General features: G+C 68.1%; 16 protein-coding genes. 3 read left to right on the plus strand and 13 right to left on the minus strand.

Going from position 1 to position 19,509, the window contains the following annotated elements; all coding sequences use genetic code 11:
* Positions 1-7: 7 nt before the first annotated feature.
* The 8 genes from QXK92_RS01475 to QXK92_RS01510 all read right to left on the minus strand — a co-directional run bounded on the left by QXK92_RS01475 (position 8) and on the right by QXK92_RS01510 (position 10,204).
* Positions 8-1,366 (minus strand): hypothetical protein, encoded by a 1,359-nt coding sequence (locus tag QXK92_RS01475; protein WP_306239904.1) that lies wholly within the window; start codon positions 1,364-1,366, stop codon positions 8-10.
* Positions 1,363-2,697 carry a hypothetical protein gene (locus QXK92_RS01480; RefSeq protein ID WP_306239905.1) on the minus strand — a complete coding sequence of 445 codons (1,335 nt, stop codon included), beginning with the start codon at positions 2,695-2,697 and terminating at the stop codon, positions 1,363-1,365. The genes QXK92_RS01475 and QXK92_RS01480 overlap by 4 nt, the downstream gene beginning before the upstream one ends.
* Positions 2,694-4,031, minus strand: a complete 1,338-nt coding sequence (locus QXK92_RS01485; RefSeq protein WP_306239906.1) for a hypothetical protein — start codon at positions 4,029-4,031, stop codon at positions 2,694-2,696. Before QXK92_RS01485 ends, QXK92_RS01480 begins: the two co-directional genes overlap by 4 nt.
* Complete coding sequence (locus QXK92_RS01490; RefSeq protein WP_306244093.1) at positions 4,028-5,368, minus strand: hypothetical protein; 1,341 nt, start codon at positions 5,366-5,368, stop codon at positions 4,028-4,030. The genes QXK92_RS01485 and QXK92_RS01490 overlap by 4 nt, the downstream gene beginning before the upstream one ends.
* A gap of 5 nt (positions 5,369-5,373) precedes the next feature.
* Complete coding sequence (locus QXK92_RS01495) at positions 5,374-6,840, minus strand: condensation domain-containing protein (protein ID WP_306239907.1); 1,467 nt, start codon at positions 6,838-6,840, stop codon at positions 5,374-5,376.
* Positions 6,841-7,144: 304 nt separating this feature from the next.
* Positions 7,145-7,657 (minus strand): hypothetical protein, encoded by a 513-nt coding sequence (locus tag QXK92_RS01500; RefSeq protein ID WP_306239908.1) that lies wholly within the window; start codon positions 7,655-7,657, stop codon positions 7,145-7,147.
* A 31-nt stretch (positions 7,658-7,688) separates the two neighbouring features.
* The gene (locus tag QXK92_RS01505) at positions 7,689-8,606 is read right to left on the minus strand and encodes a diacylglycerol kinase (RefSeq protein WP_306244095.1); all 918 of its coding nucleotides are present in this window, start codon (positions 8,604-8,606) and stop codon (positions 7,689-7,691) included.
* Positions 8,607-8,623: 17 nt separating this feature from the next.
* Positions 8,624-10,204, minus strand: coding sequence for an FAD-binding oxidoreductase (locus QXK92_RS01510; protein WP_306244098.1), 1,581 nt, complete (start codon positions 10,202-10,204; stop codon positions 8,624-8,626).
* Positions 10,205-10,251: 47 nt separating this feature from the next.
* Between QXK92_RS01510 and QXK92_RS01515 the strand changes: the two genes are divergently transcribed.
* The 3 genes from QXK92_RS01515 to QXK92_RS01525 are packed head-to-tail and all read left to right on the plus strand — an operon-like array spanning position 10,252 to position 13,961.
* Positions 10,252-10,824 carry a TetR/AcrR family transcriptional regulator gene (locus QXK92_RS01515; protein ID WP_306239909.1) on the plus strand — a complete coding sequence of 191 codons (573 nt, stop codon included), beginning with the start codon at positions 10,252-10,254 and terminating at the stop codon, positions 10,822-10,824.
* Positions 10,824-12,359, plus strand: a complete 1,536-nt coding sequence (locus tag QXK92_RS01520) for a glycerol-3-phosphate dehydrogenase/oxidase (RefSeq protein WP_306244099.1) — start codon at positions 10,824-10,826, stop codon at positions 12,357-12,359. Before QXK92_RS01515 ends, QXK92_RS01520 begins: the two co-directional genes overlap by 1 nt.
* A gap of 39 nt (positions 12,360-12,398) precedes the next feature.
* On the plus strand, positions 12,399-13,961 hold the full coding sequence (locus QXK92_RS01525; protein ID WP_306239910.1) for an FAD-dependent monooxygenase: 1,563 nt from the start codon (positions 12,399-12,401) through the stop codon (positions 13,959-13,961).
* A 133-nt stretch (positions 13,962-14,094) separates the two neighbouring features.
* On the opposite strand, the gene QXK92_RS01530 is transcribed toward QXK92_RS01525, so the two are convergent.
* From QXK92_RS01530 to QXK92_RS01550, 5 genes are all read right to left on the minus strand, one after another.
* A complete protein-coding gene (locus tag QXK92_RS01530; RefSeq protein ID WP_306239911.1) occupies positions 14,095-15,516 on the minus strand; it encodes an acyl-CoA carboxylase subunit beta in 1,422 nt (473 codons plus the stop codon).
* Positions 15,517-15,575: 59 nt separating this feature from the next.
* Complete coding sequence (kasB, locus tag QXK92_RS01535) at positions 15,576-16,829, minus strand: 3-oxoacyl-ACP synthase KasB (RefSeq protein ID WP_306239912.1); 1,254 nt, start codon at positions 16,827-16,829, stop codon at positions 15,576-15,578.
* A gap of 75 nt (positions 16,830-16,904) precedes the next feature.
* Positions 16,905-18,155 carry a 3-oxoacyl-ACP synthase KasA gene (kasA, locus tag QXK92_RS01540; protein ID WP_306239913.1) on the minus strand — a complete coding sequence of 417 codons (1,251 nt, stop codon included), beginning with the start codon at positions 18,153-18,155 and terminating at the stop codon, positions 16,905-16,907.
* Entirely contained in the window at positions 18,152-18,499 is a 348-nt protein-coding gene (acpM, locus tag QXK92_RS01545; RefSeq protein ID WP_055577195.1) for a meromycolate extension acyl carrier protein AcpM, read from the minus strand. Before acpM ends, kasA begins: the two co-directional genes overlap by 4 nt.
* A 75-nt stretch (positions 18,500-18,574) precedes the next feature.
* Entirely contained in the window at positions 18,575-19,492 is a 918-nt protein-coding gene (locus QXK92_RS01550; protein ID WP_306239915.1) for an ACP S-malonyltransferase, read from the minus strand.
* Positions 19,493-19,509: the final 17 nt, after the last annotated feature.

Here is a 19,509-nt window from a genome sequence, read left to right on the forward strand (position 1 = left end):
GTCGGACTTAGCCACGTTTGGCGAGGTTGTGCGCATTGTGCTCTGCCGCCGGCCAGCCCGCGGCGGAAGGGATGCCGAATTCCCGCAGAACCTCCGAAATGTCCTTGAGCAGTTGGGCATTCGAGTTGCGATCGCACGGCTGATGGGACAGCGCCGAGAGGAAAATCTGTCCGTTGACACGCCCGGACACGAGCCCCAGCAGGCCGCCGGTCGGGCGCATCGTCGCCGCGGTAGACCGCGGATACAGCGACCTCATGGCCATGCAGTCGGCGTCGGTGCCGTCCGGCCGGTTGACCGCGGGGTTGATCACGCCGAGGTTGGAGGATCCGCTGGTCGTCGCACCCCCGAGAGCCACGCCGACCATCCGTCGAACCGCCCACCGCGGCAGCCACGGAGTCAGGGGGAGCAGCGCCGAGCGCTCGTCGGGCATGGTGCCGCGGCGAACCAGCGCGTGCTTGATGGCGGCCCGGACCGGGGTCAGGTCCGTCGTCACCATGGTGGAGTCCACCTCGACGTCGACGGCCGTGATGGCGTTGGCCCGGGTATCGCCGACGACCCGCTCGTTGACCGGTATCGCCACGGTGGCGCAGCCCGCGTCGGTGACGCGTCCGGTCCGCCGGGCAAGCCGGGCGGTGACCGCCGCCAGCAGCGCGTTGCCGGTGCCCCCGAGCGCCCGGGCGCGAGCGTCCCACCAGTCGCCGTAGATATGCACCGTCGCCGTGGCCAGCGCCACGCGCTGGGGTGACCGCGGAGACCGGGCCGGCCGCGCGGTGGCGGTCCGGTGGGTGCCGCGTGCCAGACGTGCGGCGTCCCGCAGAGCCCGCCGGGTGGCGGGCAGGTCGCGCCGGGTCTGGCGGGCGTCCTCGCGAAGTGCCCGCCACCGCCGCCGCGAGCGGGCGGCCGGCCAGCTGACCGGATCGTCGTGCCCGCAAGCGGCGTCGGCCAATGCCGCGCAGATGCCGACGCCATCGGTGAGGCAGTGCGTGGTCACAAAACTCACCCCAGCGCCACCGTCGGTGAACGGGAGCACCGCCAGATGCCAGCCAGGTCCGCGTTCCGGGTCCAGCGCGACGTCCGCCTGTTCGTCCAGCCAGCTGTCGAAATGCTCACGCGGACGGGGTGATTCGACGATCTCGAGCTCGGGCTGGGCGGGTGTGGACACCCAGCGGTGGCGGCCGAAGGGTAGCGGTGAGCGTTCGATGCGCCGCGCGAGGCGTCCCCGCTGCAGGTGGCGGTGGAATCGGCGCAGACCGTCGAGATCGACGCCGCCCTGGTAGAGCCAGGCCCACTGCAGCACATTCGTGGAGCCTGTGGCCCGCTCGGCCAGAAACGCGGCCTGGTCCATCAGATCGAGGACGTTACTCATCGCCGGGACGCCTCCTGGTCCGCCAGCTGGGACAGCTCTGCGACGGTCAGCGAGAAGTCGTTCAGCACATCCGAAAGATGGTGTCGCAGTTCGGGCGTGGAGTTGGAGCGGCCCTGCTGGTAGGCCAGCACCGAGACGAAGACGTGCCGGCGCGTGCGGCCGGACAGCACCATCAGCAACCCGCCCAATCGGTCCATGATCGCCGAGGTCACCCCCGGCGCCAGTGACTTCATCGCGAAATGGTCGGCCTCGGTGCCGTCCGGCCGCAGCGCGGCTGCATCGATCGCTCCGAGGTTGGAGGCGATCACGCTGGTCGCGCCGCTGGCCGAGAGACCGACCCAGCGCCGCACCAGCCACTGCGGCAGCAGAGGAACCAGGGGCAGCAGTTGCCAGCGCTCGTTTTTCGACGTGGCGGCGCTGGTCAGCGCGTCCTTGATCGCGGCCCGCAGCGGCCGCAGGTCCGTTGTCGTCGGCGCGACCGCGAAATCGACGTTCGTGATCGCGTTGGCCCGGGTATCGCCGGTCGTGCGTTCGTTCACCGGCACGGTCAGGGCAACCATGCCGTCGGCGGTCAGCCGGCCCACCCGCTGGGCGAGGCGGGCCGCGACGCCCGCGAGCAGCGTGTTGGGCGTCCCGCCGAGCGCTGCGGCGCGGGCGTCCCACTGGTCGGCGTCGACGAAGATCGTCGCAGTCGGGAGCGTCACGGGCTCGTCGGATCTGTCTTGCGGTGGCGGTGCGGCCGAATCCTGCTGCCGCCGAGCCGCTCTGGCGATGACGACGACGGCGCGCCCGATGGCCGGGATGTCACGCAGGGTCTGACCCGCGTCTTGGTACAGCGCCTGCCACCGGGGTCGGGAACCGGCGGCCGACCACCGGAACGGGCTGTGCCGGCCGGACGCCGCGTCCGCCAGCGCCGTGCACAGCCCGACTCCATCGGTGAGGCAGTGCGTGACCACCAGGCTCACTCCGGCCCCGCCGTCGGTGAAGGGCAGCACCGCGAGATGCCATCCCGGGCCATGTTCGGCATCGAGCGCGACGTCGGCCTGCTCGGCCAGCCAGGACTCGAACAGCGCACGCGGCCGGGGTGTTTCGGCGATCTCAAGCTCGCAGTCGCGGCGGGGTGAGACCCAGCGATGGCGGCCGAACGGCAAGGGGGAGCGTTCGACGCTGCGCGCCAGCGGGCCGTGCTGCAGGTGGCGGTGGAATCGTCGCAGCCCGTCGAGGTCGACGGCGCGGTCGTAGAGCCAGAAGCACTGTAGGAGGTTGGTCGCTCCCGTTGCGCGCTGGCCCAGAAACTGGGTTTGGTCATAGAGGTCCAGAACGTCGCTCATGATCGGTAACCTTTCGCGGTGGTCAGGTCGTCGGATGTGGTCGCGGTGAGCGAGAACTCGCCCAACACGGATGAAATACGCTGTCGGAGAGCGGTATTGGAGTTGATCTGGCCCGGTTGATAGCCGAGCACCGAGATCGCGATCCGCCGGTCCACCGTCATCGCGTGCAACGACAGCAGGCCGCCGATCTGGCACAGCATCGCCTCGGTCAGATCCGGGTAGACCGACCGGACGGCGACGTAGTCGGCGTCGGTGCCGTCTGGCCGGCTCAGGGCCGGCGGCGCCGTGCCCAGGTTGGACGCGACGACGACATTGGTCGCGCCGCCGGTGGCTACCCCCACCAGCCGGCGGGTGAGCCGCCGCGGCAGCCAGGGGATCAGGGGCAGCAGTGTCCGCCGCTCGTCGGGCAGTTCCCGGTAGCCGGTCAGCGCCTGCTTGACGGCGGCCCGGATGACGCGCAGGTCGGCGGCCACCCTGGCCGGGTCCACCGTGATGTTCACCATCGTGACGGCGTTGGCGCGGGTGTCATCGGCGGCGCGTTCGTTGACGGGTATCGCCACGGCGACCGTGCCGTCGGCAGCCACCCGTCCGACCCGGTGCGCGAGCCTGACCGCCACCGCCGCGAACAACGTGTTGCTGGTTCCGCCGAGCGCGTGTGCGCGAGCTTCCCATTCCCCGGCGTCGACGAAAACCGTTGTGGTGGGGGCGGTGTACGATTCGTCGGCGCCGGCGACCGGGAGGATCGGGGTGGCCCGGCCGCGGTTCTGCCGGGCGAACCGGGCGGCGGCGGCGAGGGCCCGGCAGACGGCGGGCATGTCGCGGGCGGTCTGCCGGGCGTCTTCGCGCAGCGCACGCCAGCGGGTGCGGGAGCCGGCGGCAGGCCAGTGCGCGGACGGCTCCCGGCCGCACGCCGCCTCGGCCACCGCGATGGCGCCGCCGACACCGTCGGTGAGGCAATGGCTGAGCACCAGGCTGACCCCGGCGCCGCCGTCGGTGAACGGCAACACCGCAAGGTGCCAACCCGGTCCGAACTCCGCATCCAGCGGGGTGTTGACCTGCTCAGTCAGCCAGGCGTCGAATTCCGCACGGGGCCGGGGCTGGTGAGCGATCTGCAGTGCGGACGACCCGCGCTGGGACACCCAGCGGTGGCGGCCAAACGGCAACGGTGAGCGTTCGATGCTGCGCGCCAGCCGTCCCTGCAGCAGGTGCTGGTGAAATCGGCGCAACCCGTCGATGTCCACCGGGCGGTTGTACACCCACACGCACTGGCCGACGCCGGCGGCTTGTTCGAGACGAAAGAAGGTCTGATCGACCAGATCAAGGACGTTGCTCATCTGCCGAGGATCCTTTCCTGCACCGGCCATCCGGTAGTCGTGCTGAGCGCGAATTCGCTCAGCACATCCGAAACAAGGCCGTTGACAAAGCTGTTGGAGTTGCGGCCGTCTCGCTGATAGGAGACGACCGAGACGAAGACCGTGCCCCGCACGCGGCCCGAGAGCACCGACAGCAGCCCGCCGGAGCGGTCCGTCATCGCGGTAGTGGCATGCGCGGTGAGCGACCTCATCGCGAAGTGGTCGGCGTCGGTGCCGTCCGGCCGGTTCACGGCCGGATCGATGATCCCGACGTTGGATGCCCCGACGCTGACCGCACTGGTGGCGGCGGCATCGACCCATCGTCGGCCCAGTCGCTCGGGTATCACCGGAACCAGCGGCAGCAGGCGCCACCGCTGTTCGGGCTGCTCCGCGCACCGGATCAGCGCTTGCTTTGTGGCAGTGCGGATCTCGCGGAGATCCGTCGCGGCGTGCGTGGGGTTTACCGTGAAGTCCACATTGGTGATGGCGTTGGCGCGGGTGTCGCCGGGGGCGCGTTGGCTGACCGCCATCGTCACCGCGACCGCACCGTCCGCGGTGGTCCGTCCCATCCGCTGGGCCATGCGGGCGGCCACCGCGACCAGCAACGTGTTGCTGGTCCCGCCGAGATCGCCGGCGCGGGAGTCCCACTCGTCGGCGTCGACGAAGGCGGTTGCGGTGGGGATGTTGATGCGGGCAAATGGTCCGGTCGGTGCGGCGACCTGTCCGCCGTCCCGGCGGTTGCGCCACGCGAACTGTGCCGCGACGGCGGCTGCCTTACCGATGGCCGGGACGTCACGCACGGTTTGCCAGACGTCTTCGCGCAGGGCCTGCGGCCGCGGGCGCGACCCGGCTGCCGGCCAGCGCCGTGGGAGATCGCGGCCCTGCGCCGCATCCGCGAGCGCTTCGCACAGCCCGACGGCATCGGTAAGGCAATGCGACGCAACCAGACTCACGCCCGCGCCGCCGTCGCTGAAGGGCACTACCGCCAGGTGCCAGCCGGGTCCGTGCTCGGCATCCAGCGGGGTGTCGGCCTGCCGGGCCAGCCACGTGTCGAAATCGGCGCGTGCACAACGCTCCTCGGCGATCTCCAGCTGGTTCTGCTGCCAGGGGGAGACCCAGCGGGGACGCCCGAACGGCAGTGGCGAGCACTCGATTCGGCGGGCCAGTCTGCCGCGCTGCAGATGGTGATGGAACCGCCGCAGGCCGTCGATGGCTACGGGGCGGTCATACACCCAGGCGCACTGGATCACGTTGGTGACCTCGGCGGCCCGCTCGATGCGGAAGAAGGTGTGGTCGACCAGATCGACGACAGTGCTCACGGTGCTCACACCGATCCCTTGCTGATGACCGGAATGCCCTGCCCCGAGTTCGCATGCTCGGCAACCTCTTCCAGCCACGGCGGGGTGGACGGGGCGACGATGCGCGCGAAGGCTCCGGCCAGTGCCGAGAGGTAGCGGCGTACCGACGTGCGTGCCTCCGGGTTATCCGGAAAGGAGATGGTCGCGGTGGTCTTGTCGGCGTGCCGGGTGATCCAGACGTTGACCCCGCCGCGTGACAGATTGTCGCCGTAGGCGCCGAAGTTCGTTTGTTCGAACAAGGGCGCCAGGGGTAGCTTGCGGACGTCGATGAACGACACCATCGATTCCGAACGCTCGGGGGGCGCGATTCCCAGCTGTTCCGGCGTCGCCAGTTGCAGTACCCGGTCGAACGGGACACCGGCCAGACGCTTGGCGGCGTCGAACGATTCCTGCGCGGCGCGGGCCATCCGGGGGAAGGATCCGGAGCCGATGGAGACACTGATCGGTACCAGGCTGGCGAACCAGCCGACGGTGAGAGTGTCCAGGCCGGGTGTACGGGTGTCGTAGGGGGTGAATCCGTAGTAGGTCGTGGCGCCGGTCAGGTCATGCTCGGCCTGCGCGGCACAGGCCAGGACACCGCCACTGAAGCGGGCACCGGCGGCCCGGCAGGCGGCGTCGAACGATTCCGTCCCGGCGGCGTCGAGCAGGTCGACCGTCAGAAAGTCGCCCGTGGTGGTGACATCGACGTCCCCGAGCGGAAGCGGGAAACGGGGCCAGTGTCCACCGGTGCCCTCCATGAAGGAGATCCACTCCCTGACCTCTGGCGAGGTGAGCGTCAGGCGCGCTATCCGCTCGTGCTGCCGCGCCGCGTAACGCCGATAGCTGGCGATCTCCGGAGTGACGGGTTGCTGCGCCGGGTTCTGCGTCAGCGCGTCATAGGAGAGATGGATATCGAAGAAGATCAGGCCGGCCGACATGCCGTCGATGTAGAGATGGTCGACGCTGGTGTAGAAGGTGAAGTAGTCGGCGTGCTGGATGACCCCGAAGGTGATGCAGCCCCACTCCAGCGTGCCCGGGGTGCTGGTCAGCGCATGGTTGCGTATCTGTTCGGTGTTCATCCGGCCGAATTGGACGGGGTGGAAGGCGATGACATCGGGGTTCTCGATGCGCCGGCGCTGGATTGCCGCACCGTCGAATTCGAACCAGTCGTGGTAGCTGTCGTGGCGGCGCACATGGGTGTTGATCGCGGCCGTCATTGCGCCGATGTCGCAGGTGCCGGCGATGTCCCAGGCCACGACCATCAACCGGGGCAGGGTGTGGCCGGCTTCCTGAGCGGCCAGGGCCGACCGAAGGTGTTGCTCCCGTTGGTAACTGGGAGCCAGAGTGCTGTGCGGCGCCGTCCGTGCCGCGGCGCGTGCCGCCGGGGTGGCCGTCCAGGTGGTGACCAGCCCGTGCGGCGGTCGCCATTCGTTGATCGTGCCCAGTCCTACCATCGCTCGATCCCTTTCGCGTGTGCCGGCCGTGTATGGCAGGCAAAACCACTGGGGTGCCTGGATTTCGCCGGCGGAAATCCTGTGCGTGGTTGGGCGGAGCGCGCCTGCCAATCGGTTGATCACAAACCTAGGAATTCGGCGGCGAGCCGTCACGGTTGTGGTCGATAGCCGGAGTAAACGACGATTGCAGGGTTTTGCGCGTTATGCTCACGCAGTGGTGCGGCGGACGTGGATTACGTCGCGGGAACGTGCGCGAAATGGTCGATCAGTGCTTGCTGATCGACGCCGTCTCGCGGACGGGCACTTAGGTGACGGGCCCTGATATCGGCTTGGCCGACACCGGCATATCGACATTGCCCGCGCAGGTGCCGCTGGCGATATCGGTGTGGAAGACGCCGGTGAGAATGCCGTATTGCCCTGGGGTGTAGACGGTTATCGATTTGGCCGGGTCGTATTCGATGGTGCCGTCCGGCAGCAGGCAGTCCCATTTCCAGGTCATCTCGCGCACCCATTGCGAGCCGTTCCAGGTGAATTCGATTGTCCGGGGCATCGATTCGTTCTTCGGTACCGGCGGGTTGTCGACCGTGGCGACGCAGACGCCCGCGGCGCAGCTGGAGGTGAAGGAGACGGTGGAGCGGTGGGCGAATTCGGGCTGGCCCGCTGCCACACTGGTGCCGGATTTGGCGTTGGCGCCGAGCACGACGAGGTATTCACCGTTCCAGGAGGCGACTTCACCCGCGTGCGCCACCGGCGCCACGCACAACGGAACCCCTATGGCCGCTACCGCGGCCAACCCGGTCTTGACGAACACTGACATGCTGAACATGTCGCGTCGCGTGACCGGTTCGTTACACCTTGTGGGCCGGCCTCAGCACCTGCAGCGCGGCCGGAACCGCGGAGATCTCGGCCGGCAGCGGACAGGCGAAGTCACCGTCGGCGTACACGTTGATGCCGGGGCATTCGACTTCGACGGTCTTGGCTCGCGCGGTGGTGACTTCGTCGAGCCCCACATGCGTGCCTTTGAGGGCGGTGGGGAAGAAGCGGATCAGCTTCGTGCGCGACTCTGACCGCACCATGGTCAGATCCAGCAGGCCGTCCGACCGGTCGGCGTTCGGGCAGATCAGCATCCCGCCGCCGTAGCTGCGGGTGTTGCCGAACGCTGTCATGGTGAGGTCGGTTTCGATCACCTGCTGCCCGTCGAGCACCAGCCGGAACGGCAGCAACCGCAATTGCGACAGCTCGGCGAACATGGCGATGTAGTACCGCATCCGCCCGTGCGGCCAGGTCATCCGGTTCGCCCGATCGGTCACCAGCGAGTCGAATCCCGTTGCCGCCACGGTGCCGAACCACTTGTTGACGCCGTGCTGGTCGCGGATCCGGCCCAGGTCAATGGTTTCCGTCCAGCCGTCCACCACGATGTCCGCCGCGGCTTCGGGATCCTTGGTGGGGATACCGAATTCACGCGCGTGGTCGTTACCGGTGCCCGCCGGGATGATCCCCAGCGGCACATCGGTTTGCGCCAGCACCTGCAGGGCGTTGGAGATGACGCCGTCGCCGCCGGTGACGACGACCGCGTCGGTGCCCTTCTCCAGCGCCGCGGCGACCAGAAAGCGTGCGTCTTCGGCGCCGTCGCCGATGATCTCGACGACTTCGATGCCGCGTTTGTGGAACCGGGCGATCGCGCGTTGCGCCGCCTCGATCGCGGCACCGTGTCCCGACAGGGGATTGGTCAGCGCGGTGACCTTGGCGATCTCGCGCCGGCTCAGGACGGGGGACTGCTGCGTCACGGAATCAGTTTGCCGGGGTTGAGAATTCCGGCTGGATCCAGGGTGGCCTTGGCCGCGCGCAACAATTGCACCCCGAGGTCGCCCACTTCGTCTCGCATCCATGCCCGGTGGTCGGCTCCGACGGCATGGTGGTGGGTGATGGTGCCACCGGTGGCCATGATCGCGTCACACGCCGCCTTCTTCGCCGCCCACCACTGCTCGACCGGATTGCCGCGCTGGCCGGCGACCACGGTGAAGTACAGCGAGGCGCCGGTGGGGTAGACGTGCGATACATGGCACATCACCAGCGCCGGGGTGCCCGACTCGCCCAGCGAACTGGTCAGCGCCTCGGTGACGGCGGCTTTGAGGGCGGGAATGTTGGACCAGTCGGTGGCGGTCTCCAGCGTCTCGCAGAGCGCGCCCGCGGCCAGCAGTGAGTCGCGCAGGTACGGCGCGCTGAACCGGCCGTGCTCCCAGGTCTTGGCCGGGCCTTCGCCCAGCGAGGTGCCGCCGCTGGCTTCCAGCAGCGCCCGGGTCTCGGCGTGCCGGCTCTCGGCGTGCTCCTTGGTGCCCTCGAACAGCGTCAGACCCAGACATCCACCGCTGCTTTGGTTTTCACCGATCGTCTCGTGAGTGGCGAGGTTGATGCCGGTCTCCGCCTCATCCGAAAGGCGCACCACGGTGGGGCCGGTGCCGGTCTGGGTGATGGCCCGCAATGCGGCGACCCCGGTTGCGAAGTCCGGGAACGACCACGCCTCGTAGCGGGTGGTCTCCGGGACGGGGTGCACCCGCAATCGCACCTTGGTGATGACCCCCAGGGTGCCTTCGGAGCCGATGGCCAGCTGACGCAGATCCGGACCGGCGGCCGAAGCCGCCACCCGCCCCAGGTCCCAGATGCCGACGGGGGTGACCATGCGCAGTCCGATGATCATGTCGTTGAACCGGCCGTAGCCGGCGGAGTCCTGGCCGGACGAGCGGGTCGCCGCGAAACCGCCGATGGTGGCGTACTCGAAGCTCTGCGGGAAGTGCCCGAGGGAGAAACCGTGTTCGCCGAGCAGGCGTTCGGCGTCCGGGCCGGTGACGCCGCCGCCCAGTTCCGCGATGCCCGACACCGGGTCCAGGGAGTGCAACTCGTCGAAGCGACGCAGATCCAGCGAGATGACGGCGGCGAACTGCCCGCGGGTGGGATCCAGGCCCCCGGTGACATTGGTGCCGCCGCCGAACGGGACGACTGCGATGCCGTGGTCGGAGCAGTAGCGCAATATTTCCAAGACCGTGTCGTCATCGCCGGGGAGCAGCACCGCGTCGGGCGCATCCTGGACGCCGCGGTCTTTGCGGCGCAGCATGTCGGGGGTGGACTTCCCGCCGGCGCGCAGCAACCGGTCGCGGTCAGCGGTACGGAAGTACTCGCTGCCGACGATCTTGGCGAGCCCGTCCCGGGCTTCCTGCGACAGGGCGCATTCGCGCAGCTTCACCTCGTCGGGCTGCAGCTCGTCCTCATCCGAATCTTCAAGGCCCACAACCTGCTTCAGCAGACCGCGGATTCCATCGGAGAGTGGCTTGGCCGCGGCGGGATCCCCCCACGCGTTCCATTTCATCGGCGGAAGGAGTTCCTCAAGGTGCGTCATGCGTTACAGTATTACACATGGTGTCAATGAGTAATGACCCAAATTTGGATACCGGGGACCGAATATTAGCTGCGGCGGCCAGCTGCGTGGTCGATTTCGGTGCCGACCGGGTGACTCTCGCCGAGATCGCCCGCCGCGCCGGCGTGAGCCGTCCGACGGTCTACCGCCGATGGCCGGACACGCAGTCGATCATGTCGACGCTGCTGACCGACCACATCACCAACGTGATGCGCGAGGTGCCTTTCGCCGGCAACGACCGGGAGGCGCTGGTTCGGCAGGTGGTGGCGGTGGCCGACCGGTTGCGCCGCGACGAGCTGATCATGTCGGTGATGCACTCGGAGCTGGCCCGGGTCTACATCACCGAGCGCCTGGGTGCCAGCCAGCAGTTCCTGATCGAAGGGCTGGCCCAGCGGCTGGCCGAGGCGCAGCGGGCCGGCACCGTCCGGCCCGGTGACCCCCGTCAGTTCGCGACCATGATTCTGCTGATCGCCCAGTCCACCATCCAATCCGCCGACATCGTCAAACCGATCCTCGACGACGAGGCCCTGGCCACCCAACTCGCCTACACACTGAACGGATACCTGTCGTGATGGAGAACCTGACCGCGCTCAACGCCGCTCGTCGCACCGCAGACCTCACCGCCCTGGCCGACGGCGCCGAGCTCGACGTCGTCGTCATCGGTGGTGGCATCACCGGCGTCGGCATCGCCCTGGACGCCGCGTCGCGCGGCCTGCGCACCGCGCTGGTGGAGAAACACGACCTCGCGTTCGGCACCAGCCGGTGGAGTTCGAAACTGGTGCACGGCGGTCTGCGCTACCTGGCCAGCGGCAATATCGGCATCGCGCGCCGCAGCGCCATCGAGCGCGGAATCCTGATGTCGCGCAACGCCCCTCATCTGGTGCACGCGATGCCGCAGCTGGTTCCCCTGCTGCCGGCGATGAACCACTTCAACCGTGCCCTGGTGCGGGTCGGCTTTCTGGCCGGTGACGCGCTGCGGGTGATGGCGGGCACGTCGTCCTCGACGTTGCCCCGGTCGCGGCGGATCTCGGCAAGCCGGGTGGTCGAGCTGGCACCCACGGTGAAGCGCGACGGCCTGGCGGGGGGACTGCTCAACTACGACGGGCAGTTGATCGACGATGCGCGGCTGGTGACGGCCGTGGCGCGCACCGCGGCCCAGCACGGCGCCCGGATCTTGACCTATGTGGCCGCCTCGGAGGCCACCGCCACCTCGGTGCGGCTGACCGACCAGCGGACCGGCGAGTCGTTCGAGGTGAAGGCCGGCGCGGTGATCAATGCGGCCGGGGTGTGGGGCGGTGACATCGACCCGGCCTTGAAGCTACGGCCCAGCCGCGGAACCCATCTGGTGTTCGACGCGGCGGCGTTCGGCAATCCGACTGCGGCGCTGACCATTCCGATCCCGGGCGAGGTGAACAGGTTTGTGTTCGCCATGCCCGAGCAACTCGGCCGGATCTACCTCGGGCTGACCGACGAGGATGCGCCCGGCCCGATTCCCGATGTCCCGGAGCCCTCTTCGGCAGAGATCGCCTTCCTGCTGGACACGGTAAACACCGCGCTGGGCACCACCGTTTCGTCGTCGGACGTGATCGGGTCTTACGCCGGGCTGCGGCCGCTGATCGACACCGGTTCGGGCCGGACCGCCGACGTATCCCGCGACCACGCCATCTTCGAATCGCCGACCGGTGTGATCAGCGTGGTGGGTGGCAAACTCACCGAATACCGTTACATGGCAGAGGATGTGCTCAACCGGGCGATCGAGTTGCGCACGTTGCGCGCCGGGCAGTGCCGGACCCGCAACCTGCCGCTGATCGGGGCGTCGGCCAACCCGGGCCCCGCCGCGGGGCCGGGTAACGTGCCGGCGTCCATGGTGGCGCGGTACGGCGCCGATGCGGCCAACGTGGTTGCGGTGGCCACCTGCGAGCGGCCGACCGAGCCGGTCGCCGACGGCATCGACGTGACGCGGGCGGAGTTCGAGTACGCCGTGACCCACGAGGGCGCACTGGACGTCGGTGACATTCTCGATCGCCGGACCCGTATCGGTCTGGTGCCGCGTGACCGCGAGAAGGCGGTCGCGGTAGCTGAGGAGTTCCTGGCAGGTGTCGGCTGACCCTCGCCATGGCCGGGCGCGAGTTGTAGCTTCGTAACCGTGACGGGGGAGGACCGTCGGGTATTGATCGTCGGAGCCGGGGTGGGCGGCCTGGCGACGTCGGCGTTGCTCGCGCAGCACGGCGTGCGTTCGTTGCTGGTCGATCGGCGGCACGAGACCTTCGTCTATCCCAAGGCGCGCAACCTGAGCTTTCGCAGCCTGGAAATTCTGCGCGGGCTCGGTCTGGGCGACGAGGTGCACGCCGTGGCGGAGCGGGTGTCCACCATGGTGGTCAAGCCGACCCTGGCCAGCACGGCCCCGGGGCACCCGGCGATCGATATGGATGCGATATTCGCCGGCCTGGACGCGGTGAGTCCCGAGCCCGCCGCGCAGTACTGCCCGCAGAGCGAGTCGGAGCCGATGTTGTTGCGAGCGGCCCGCACTCGCGGCAGTGAAGTGCGCTATGGGACCGAACTGGTGTCGTTCGAGCAGGACGGCGACGGTGTCTCGGCGATCCTTGCCGACCGGGAATCCGGGCGATCGCAGATAGTGTGGGCCGAGTATCTGATTGCGGCCGACGGGGTGCACAGCCCGATCCGCAAGGCGCTGTCGGTACCGACTTCCGGCTACGGCGCGTTGCCGATCTTCGTGGTGTTCATCTACTTTCGCTGTGCATGGCGCCGGTTCGCTCCGGATCTCACCAACGGCGATGCGGTGCAGATCAGCAATCCGGCCGCGCCCGGCATCTTCCTCGCGGTCGACGAGGACCGCGGCATGTTCATCACGACCTATTTTCCCGCCAAAGGCGAAACGGCCCAACAGTTCACGCCCGAGCGGTGCGCCGAATTGGTGACCGCGGCAATCGGACAGCGGGCCGAGGTACAGATCATCGAGGTCGCCTCGTGGCAGCCCTATGAACAGGTTGCGGATCAATTCTGTTGTGGCCGTGTCCTTCTGGTCGGCGATTGCGCGCATACCATGCCACCGTTCAAAGCCGGCGGAGCCAATACCGCCATTCAGAGTGCGCACAACCTCGCCTGGAAGCTGGCAGCGGTGCTGCAGGGCCGGGCCGGACCGGCGCTGCTGTCGAGTTATCACAGCGAACGGCACCCGGTCGGCCGGTTCGCCGCCCACCAGTCACTGACGGGCCCCACGCTGGCCACTCTCGAATTGGGAGACCAGCGGCCACGTTTAGCGCCCGAGCAGGAGTGCTCGATGTTCGAGCTGCTGATCGGCTACCGGTATCGGTCGGCTGCGGTGCTGACCGACGATCCCGATCCCGGGGCGTTGGAGCTGGTGCAGGAGTTGCGCGGACAGCCCGGCACCCGAGTTCCACACGTGTGGCTGCAGCGCGACGGGAACCGGATGTCGACGCTCGACCTGCTGGGACCCCGGTTCACGCTGCTGTCTGCTGACGAGCGGTGGCGTGCCGCAGCGGCCGGTCTCCAGGTCGCCATGCACCGCATCGATGAGCCAGAGTGGTTGGACGTCACCGGTTTAGGCGCGACGGGAGCGCTGCTGGTGCGCCCCGACGATTTCGTGGGATGGAGAGTGGAGGAGATGCCGGACGACCCGGCCGGCGCACTGCAACAGGCGCTGAGCGCGATCCTGGCCCTGGGGTGAGCAGTCGCAAAATCGCACGTTTCCCGAAGGAAATCGTGCGATTTTGCGTCTGCTCGCGAGTGGGTGGTGACCCCTGCTCGCGAGTGGGTGGTGCCCCTGCTCGCGTAGGGAGCTGGCCCCCGCTCGCGAGGATTTACAGCGGGATGTTCTTGTGGCGTCCGCGGCGAGCCGGCGCCTGCGCCAGCGCCTCGGTGAGCTTGCTGCGGGTGTGCGACGGGTCGATCTTCTCGTCGACCACACCGATGTCGATGGCGCTGTCCACACCACCGGCGATGCGCTCGTGCTCAGCGGCCAACTCGTCGTGCAGGGCCTCACGCTCGTGGTCCGGTGCGGCGGCCAGCTTGCGCTTGTGCAGGATGCCGACGGCCGCCTTGGCGCCCATCACCGCAACCTCGGCGTCCGGCCAGGCGAACACCTTCGTCGCGTTCAGCGAGCGGGAGTTCATCGCAATGTAGGCCCCGCCGTAGATCTTTCGCGTCACCAGGGTGACCCGCGGAACCGTCGCCTCACCGAAGGCGTGCAGCAGCTTCGCGCCGCGGCGCACCACGCCACCCCACTCCTGGTCGACACCGGGCAGATACCCCGGCACGTCGACGATGACCACCAGCGGGATACCGAACGCGTCGCACAACCGCACGAAACGCGCTGCCTTCTCGGCACTTTCGGAGTTCAAGCAACCGCCCAGGCGCAGCGGGTTGTTCGCCAGCACGCCGACCGTCCGGCCCGACAAGCGGCCCAGGCCGACCACCATCGACGGCGCCCACTTGGCCTGGAATTCCTCGAAAGGCGCGTCCGAGTCGAGCACGGCGCTGACGATCGGGTGCACGTCGTAAGCCCGTCGCGACGACTCAGGCAGCAGCGCCCTGATGTCGGTGTCGCCGGCCTCGGCCTTGCTGCGGTCGAAATGTCCCTGCTGGCAGAACAATCCGACCAGCCGGCGACCACGCTCGAAGGCGTCGAGTTCGTCGTCGGCGACGATGTGGCACACCCCGGACTTCTTGTGGTGGGTTTCGGGCCCACCGAGGGACGCCATGTCGACGTCCTCGCCGGTGACGCTGCGGACCACGTCGGGCCCGGTGACGAAGACCCGGCTCTCCGGCGCCATCACGATGACGTCGGTCAGGGCCGGCCCGTAGGCGGCGCCGCCGGCCGCGAAGCCGACGACCACCGAGATCTGCGGGATGTAGCCGGATGCCCGGATCATGGCCTCGAAGGTCAGCCCGACCGCGTGCAGCGCTTTGACGCCCTCGGCAAGCCGTGCGCCACCCGAGTGCCAGATGCCCACGATCGGGCACTGCTCCTCGATGGCGGTGTCGTACGCGTTGACGATGTGGGCGCAACCCTCGACTCCCATGGCGCCGCCCATGACGGTGCCGTCGGTGCAGAAGGCAACGGTGCGTACGCCGTTGACGGTGCCCGCTGCGGCCAGCACACCCGAGCGGTCCCGCTCGTGAAGCAGCTCGATGCTGCCGTCGTCGAGGAAGTTGCTCAAACGCAGCAGCGGATCGCGGGGGTCGAGCGACTCGCCAACCGCCTCAGGGGCCATGATTGTCATCGCAGATCTCCTAATTCGCCTGTGGTGCTCTGGGTTTATCCCGTGATCCTTGGAGCTTTCTAGTAACGCCCGAACGCGATCGCCACGTTGTGACCGCCGAACCCGAACGAGTTGTTGATCGCGTACTCGAAGTTGCCGGACCGGGGCTTGCCCGCCACCACGTCGAGGTCGATCTCGGGGTCGAGGTTGACCAGGTTCAGTGTCGGCGGAATGACCTGATCCCGCAATGCAAGCACGGTCAGGATGGACTCCACGGCACCGACCGCACCCACCGAGTGCCCGAGAGCACCTTTCGGGGCGAACACCGCCGGCTTGTTGCTGCCGAGAGCGTTGTTGATCGCCCTGCCCTCGGCCACGTCGCCGACCTGAGTGCCGGTGGCGTGCGCGTTGACGTGGCCGATGTCGCTCGGCTGCAGACCGGCGAGCTGGATTGCCCGCGTGATCGCGTGTCCGGCGCGAATCCCGTTGGGGTCGGGCGCCACCATGTGGAAGCCGTCCGAGGTGATGCTGGCGCCCATGATGCGGGCCAGGATGTTGGCGCCGCGGGCCTTGGCGTGCTCCTCGGTCTCGATCACCATCAACGCGGCGGCCTCACCGAACACGAAGCCGTCGCGGTCCTTGTCGAACGGGCGGCAGGCACCTTGCGGGTCGTCGTTGTTGGTGGACATGACGATTCGCATGTTGGCGAACCCCGCGATCGGCACCGCCTCGATCTTGGTTTCCACACCACCGCAGATCGCGATGTCGGCCTCGCCGAGCGCAACCTGCTGCCACGCCCGGGCGATGCCCTCGGCTCCTGACGCGCACGCCGAAATCGGGGTCATCACACCGGCTTTGGCGTGGCGCTCCAAGCCCACCGCCGCGGCCGCGCCGTTGGGCATGTACTTCTGCACGGTCAACGGCGAGATGGCTCGGAAGCCACGCGCCCGCATTTCGTCGTACCCGAAGACGAGCTCTTCGGCGGAACCCAGCCCGGTGCCGATGGACACCATCAACCGGTTGGTGTCGACCTCCGGTGAGCCGGCGTTCTCCCAGACCCGCCGGCCCATGATGGTGGACATCCGCTGCAGGTAGCCCGTGCGGCGCAGTTCGATTCGCGTCAGTTGACTGTCGAACTCCTCCAGCAGGTGCCCGCCGATCTTCACCGGCAGGTCGAACTCCTCGACGAAGTCGTCCTCGAGGACCCGAATCCCACTTTGCCCGTCGAGCAAGCACTTCCACGTGTTCTCGGCGTCGGTTGCCAGTGCGGTCGTCATGGCAATGCCGGTAACGACAATATTCGGGAATGCTTTCCCGGTAACCAGCTCTGTCATGGCTTGTGCCACGTTCCTTCCGTATTCGTCCGGCACGGGCCGGGTGCGGCCCGCATCATCGCCGAACCCCGTGCCTCAGTAGCGCCCAAACGCGAGCGCCACGTTGTGGCCGCCGAACCCGAATGAGTTGTTGATCGCGTAGCGGTACTCGCCGTAGCGAGGCTCGCCGGCGACCACGTCAAGATCGATCTCCGGGTCCGGGGTCTCATAGTTCAATGTCGGTGGTATGACTCCGTCCCGAAGGGTCAGCACCGTGAGGGCCGATTCGAGTGCGCCGACGGCGCCGATCGAATGTCCGAGCGCCGATTTCGGCGCGTAGACAGCGGCGTTTTCGCATCCGGCGACCCGGATGGCGTTGGCCTCGGCACTGTCACCGATAGGTGTGGCAGTGCCGTGCGCGTTGACATGGTCGATGTCGCTGGGGGACAGGCCCGCCAACTCCATTGCCCGTCGCATCGCTCCGCCGGCACGGGTGCCGTCGGCAGCGGGAGCGACCATGTGGAAGGCATCCGAGGTGATACCGGCACCCATCAACCGGGCCAGCGGCTTGGCGCCACGGGCCTTGGCGTGCTCCTCGGTCTCGATGATCATCATCGCTCCGGCCTCGCCGAAGACGAATCCGTCCCGGTCCTTGTCGAACGGCCGCGACGCCCGCTCGGGCTCGTCGTTGCGCGTCGACATGGCCCGCATCATCGAGAACGCGGCGATCGGCAGCGCCTCGATCGGTCCCTCGACACCGCCGCACACCGCGAAGTCGGCGTCACCCATCACGATCTGACGCCACGCGTGCGCGATGGCCTCCGACCCTGACGAACAGGCCGAAACCGGGGTGATGACACCGGCGCGGGCACCGAGTTGCAGACCCACCACCGCCGCGGCGCCGTTGGGCATGATCATCTGAACGGCGAGCGGCGACACCTTGCGGGGGCCACCCTCGTTCATCAGGTCATAGCTCTCGACGATCCGCTCGGCGCCGCCCAATCCGGTGCCGACCACGACGCTGAAGCGATCGGGATCAACCTCGGGGCTGCCGGCGGTCTCCCACAACTGGCCGCTCAACCACTTGGCGAGCCGCTGGACATACGACATCCGTCGCATGTCCAGGCGGCCCATGTGGTTGTCGACCGGTTCCTTGAGGTGTCCGCCAATTTTGGCGGGCAGGTCCCATTTGGAGACGAATTCGTCTTCGAGGACGTGGATACCGCTTTCGCCGGCCAGCAAGCTCTTCCACGTGCTCTCGATGTCCGGCGCGAGACATGTCGTCGCCGCGACGGCGGTTACCACAACGCTGGGGTAACCGCCATTAGCAGTGGAAGGCTTGGTCACTTGCTGTCTGCTTCCAGCCTCGCCTTGACGTTGGCAGCCGCCTCGGGGTTGTCGGTCTCCAGCTTGGCGCGCAGCGCCTCGGCAGCCTCGGGGTTCTCTTCCTCGAGCTTCTGGATGTAGGCGACGACGTCACCGACGGTGCGCAGGCCGGCGAGGTCCTCGTCCGGGATCTTCACGCCGTACTTGTCCTCGGTCTGCACGGCGATCTCCACCATCGACAGCGAGTCGATGTCCAGGTCGTCGACGAACGACTTCTCCGGGGTGACCTCCGAAGGCTCGATACCGGTGACCTCTTCGATGATCTCGGCGATACCGGCGATGATTTCTTCCTGACTGACGGCCACAGTTAGTTCCCTTCGTAATATGTTGTGTGTAAACCGATTTGACGTGCTTATTGGGCTCTGGGGTAGAGCGGGCGATTAGATGTTCGCCAACTCGTCCAGATCTGCGGGTGACTTGACGGCTCGCGTCGGAACCCCCCGAAGTTCGCGTTTGGCGATACCGGTCAGAGTGCCCGCGGGCGGGAACTCCACGATCGCCGTCACATTGTTCTCCGTGCTTTCCCGCATAAATGCGGTGCACAGGTCCCAGCGCACCGGCCGGGTCAGCTGAGAAACCAGGGTCTGCATCGCCGAGGCGGCAGAGGTCACCGGCTTTCCGTCGTAGTTGGACAGCAGCGTGGCCGTCGGCTCGGCGGTCGCGATGCCGGCAGCCGCTGCGGCGTAGCCCTCCAGGGCGGGGGCCATGAATTCGGTGTGGAACGCGCCCGCGACGCCCAGCGCGCGGACCCGGGCCTTGGCCGGCGGGTCCTCGGCAAGCTTCTCCAGCGCGGTCAGCCGGCCGGCGGCGACGATCTGGCCCGCGGCGTTGCGGTTGGCGGGAACCAGGTCGAGCTGCTCGAGACGGGTGAGCACCTCCGACTCGTCGCCGCCGAGCACGGCCGACATGCCGGTGGGCTCGGCTGCGCACGCCTTGGCCATCTCGGCGCCGCGGGTGGCGGCCAGCATGACGGCGTCATCGGCGGCCAGCACCCCGGCGATCGCGTAGGCAGCGATCTCGCCGACGGAGTGGCCCGCGATGATGAGGTCCTGTCCCGACAGCAGCCCGCGCCGGGTCAGCTCCTGGTGGGCCAGCAGGGTGGCCGCAACGATCAGGGGCTGGGCGATGGCGGTGTCGGTGATCTCCTCGGTCGATGCCGTGGTACCGAGCCGGGCCAGATCCAGGCCGCTGGCCGTCGACCATGCCGAAATCTGGTCTGCTGCTCCTGGCAGTTCCAGCCATGGCGACAGCATTCCCTCAGTCTGGGAGCCCTGTCCGGGCGCAAGCAAAGCGATCACGTGTCTAAGAGAACACT

The sequence above is a fragment of the Mycobacterium sp. TY815 genome (assembly GCF_030755135.1).
Lineage (GTDB): Bacteria > Actinomycetota > Actinomycetes > Mycobacteriales > Mycobacteriaceae > Mycobacterium.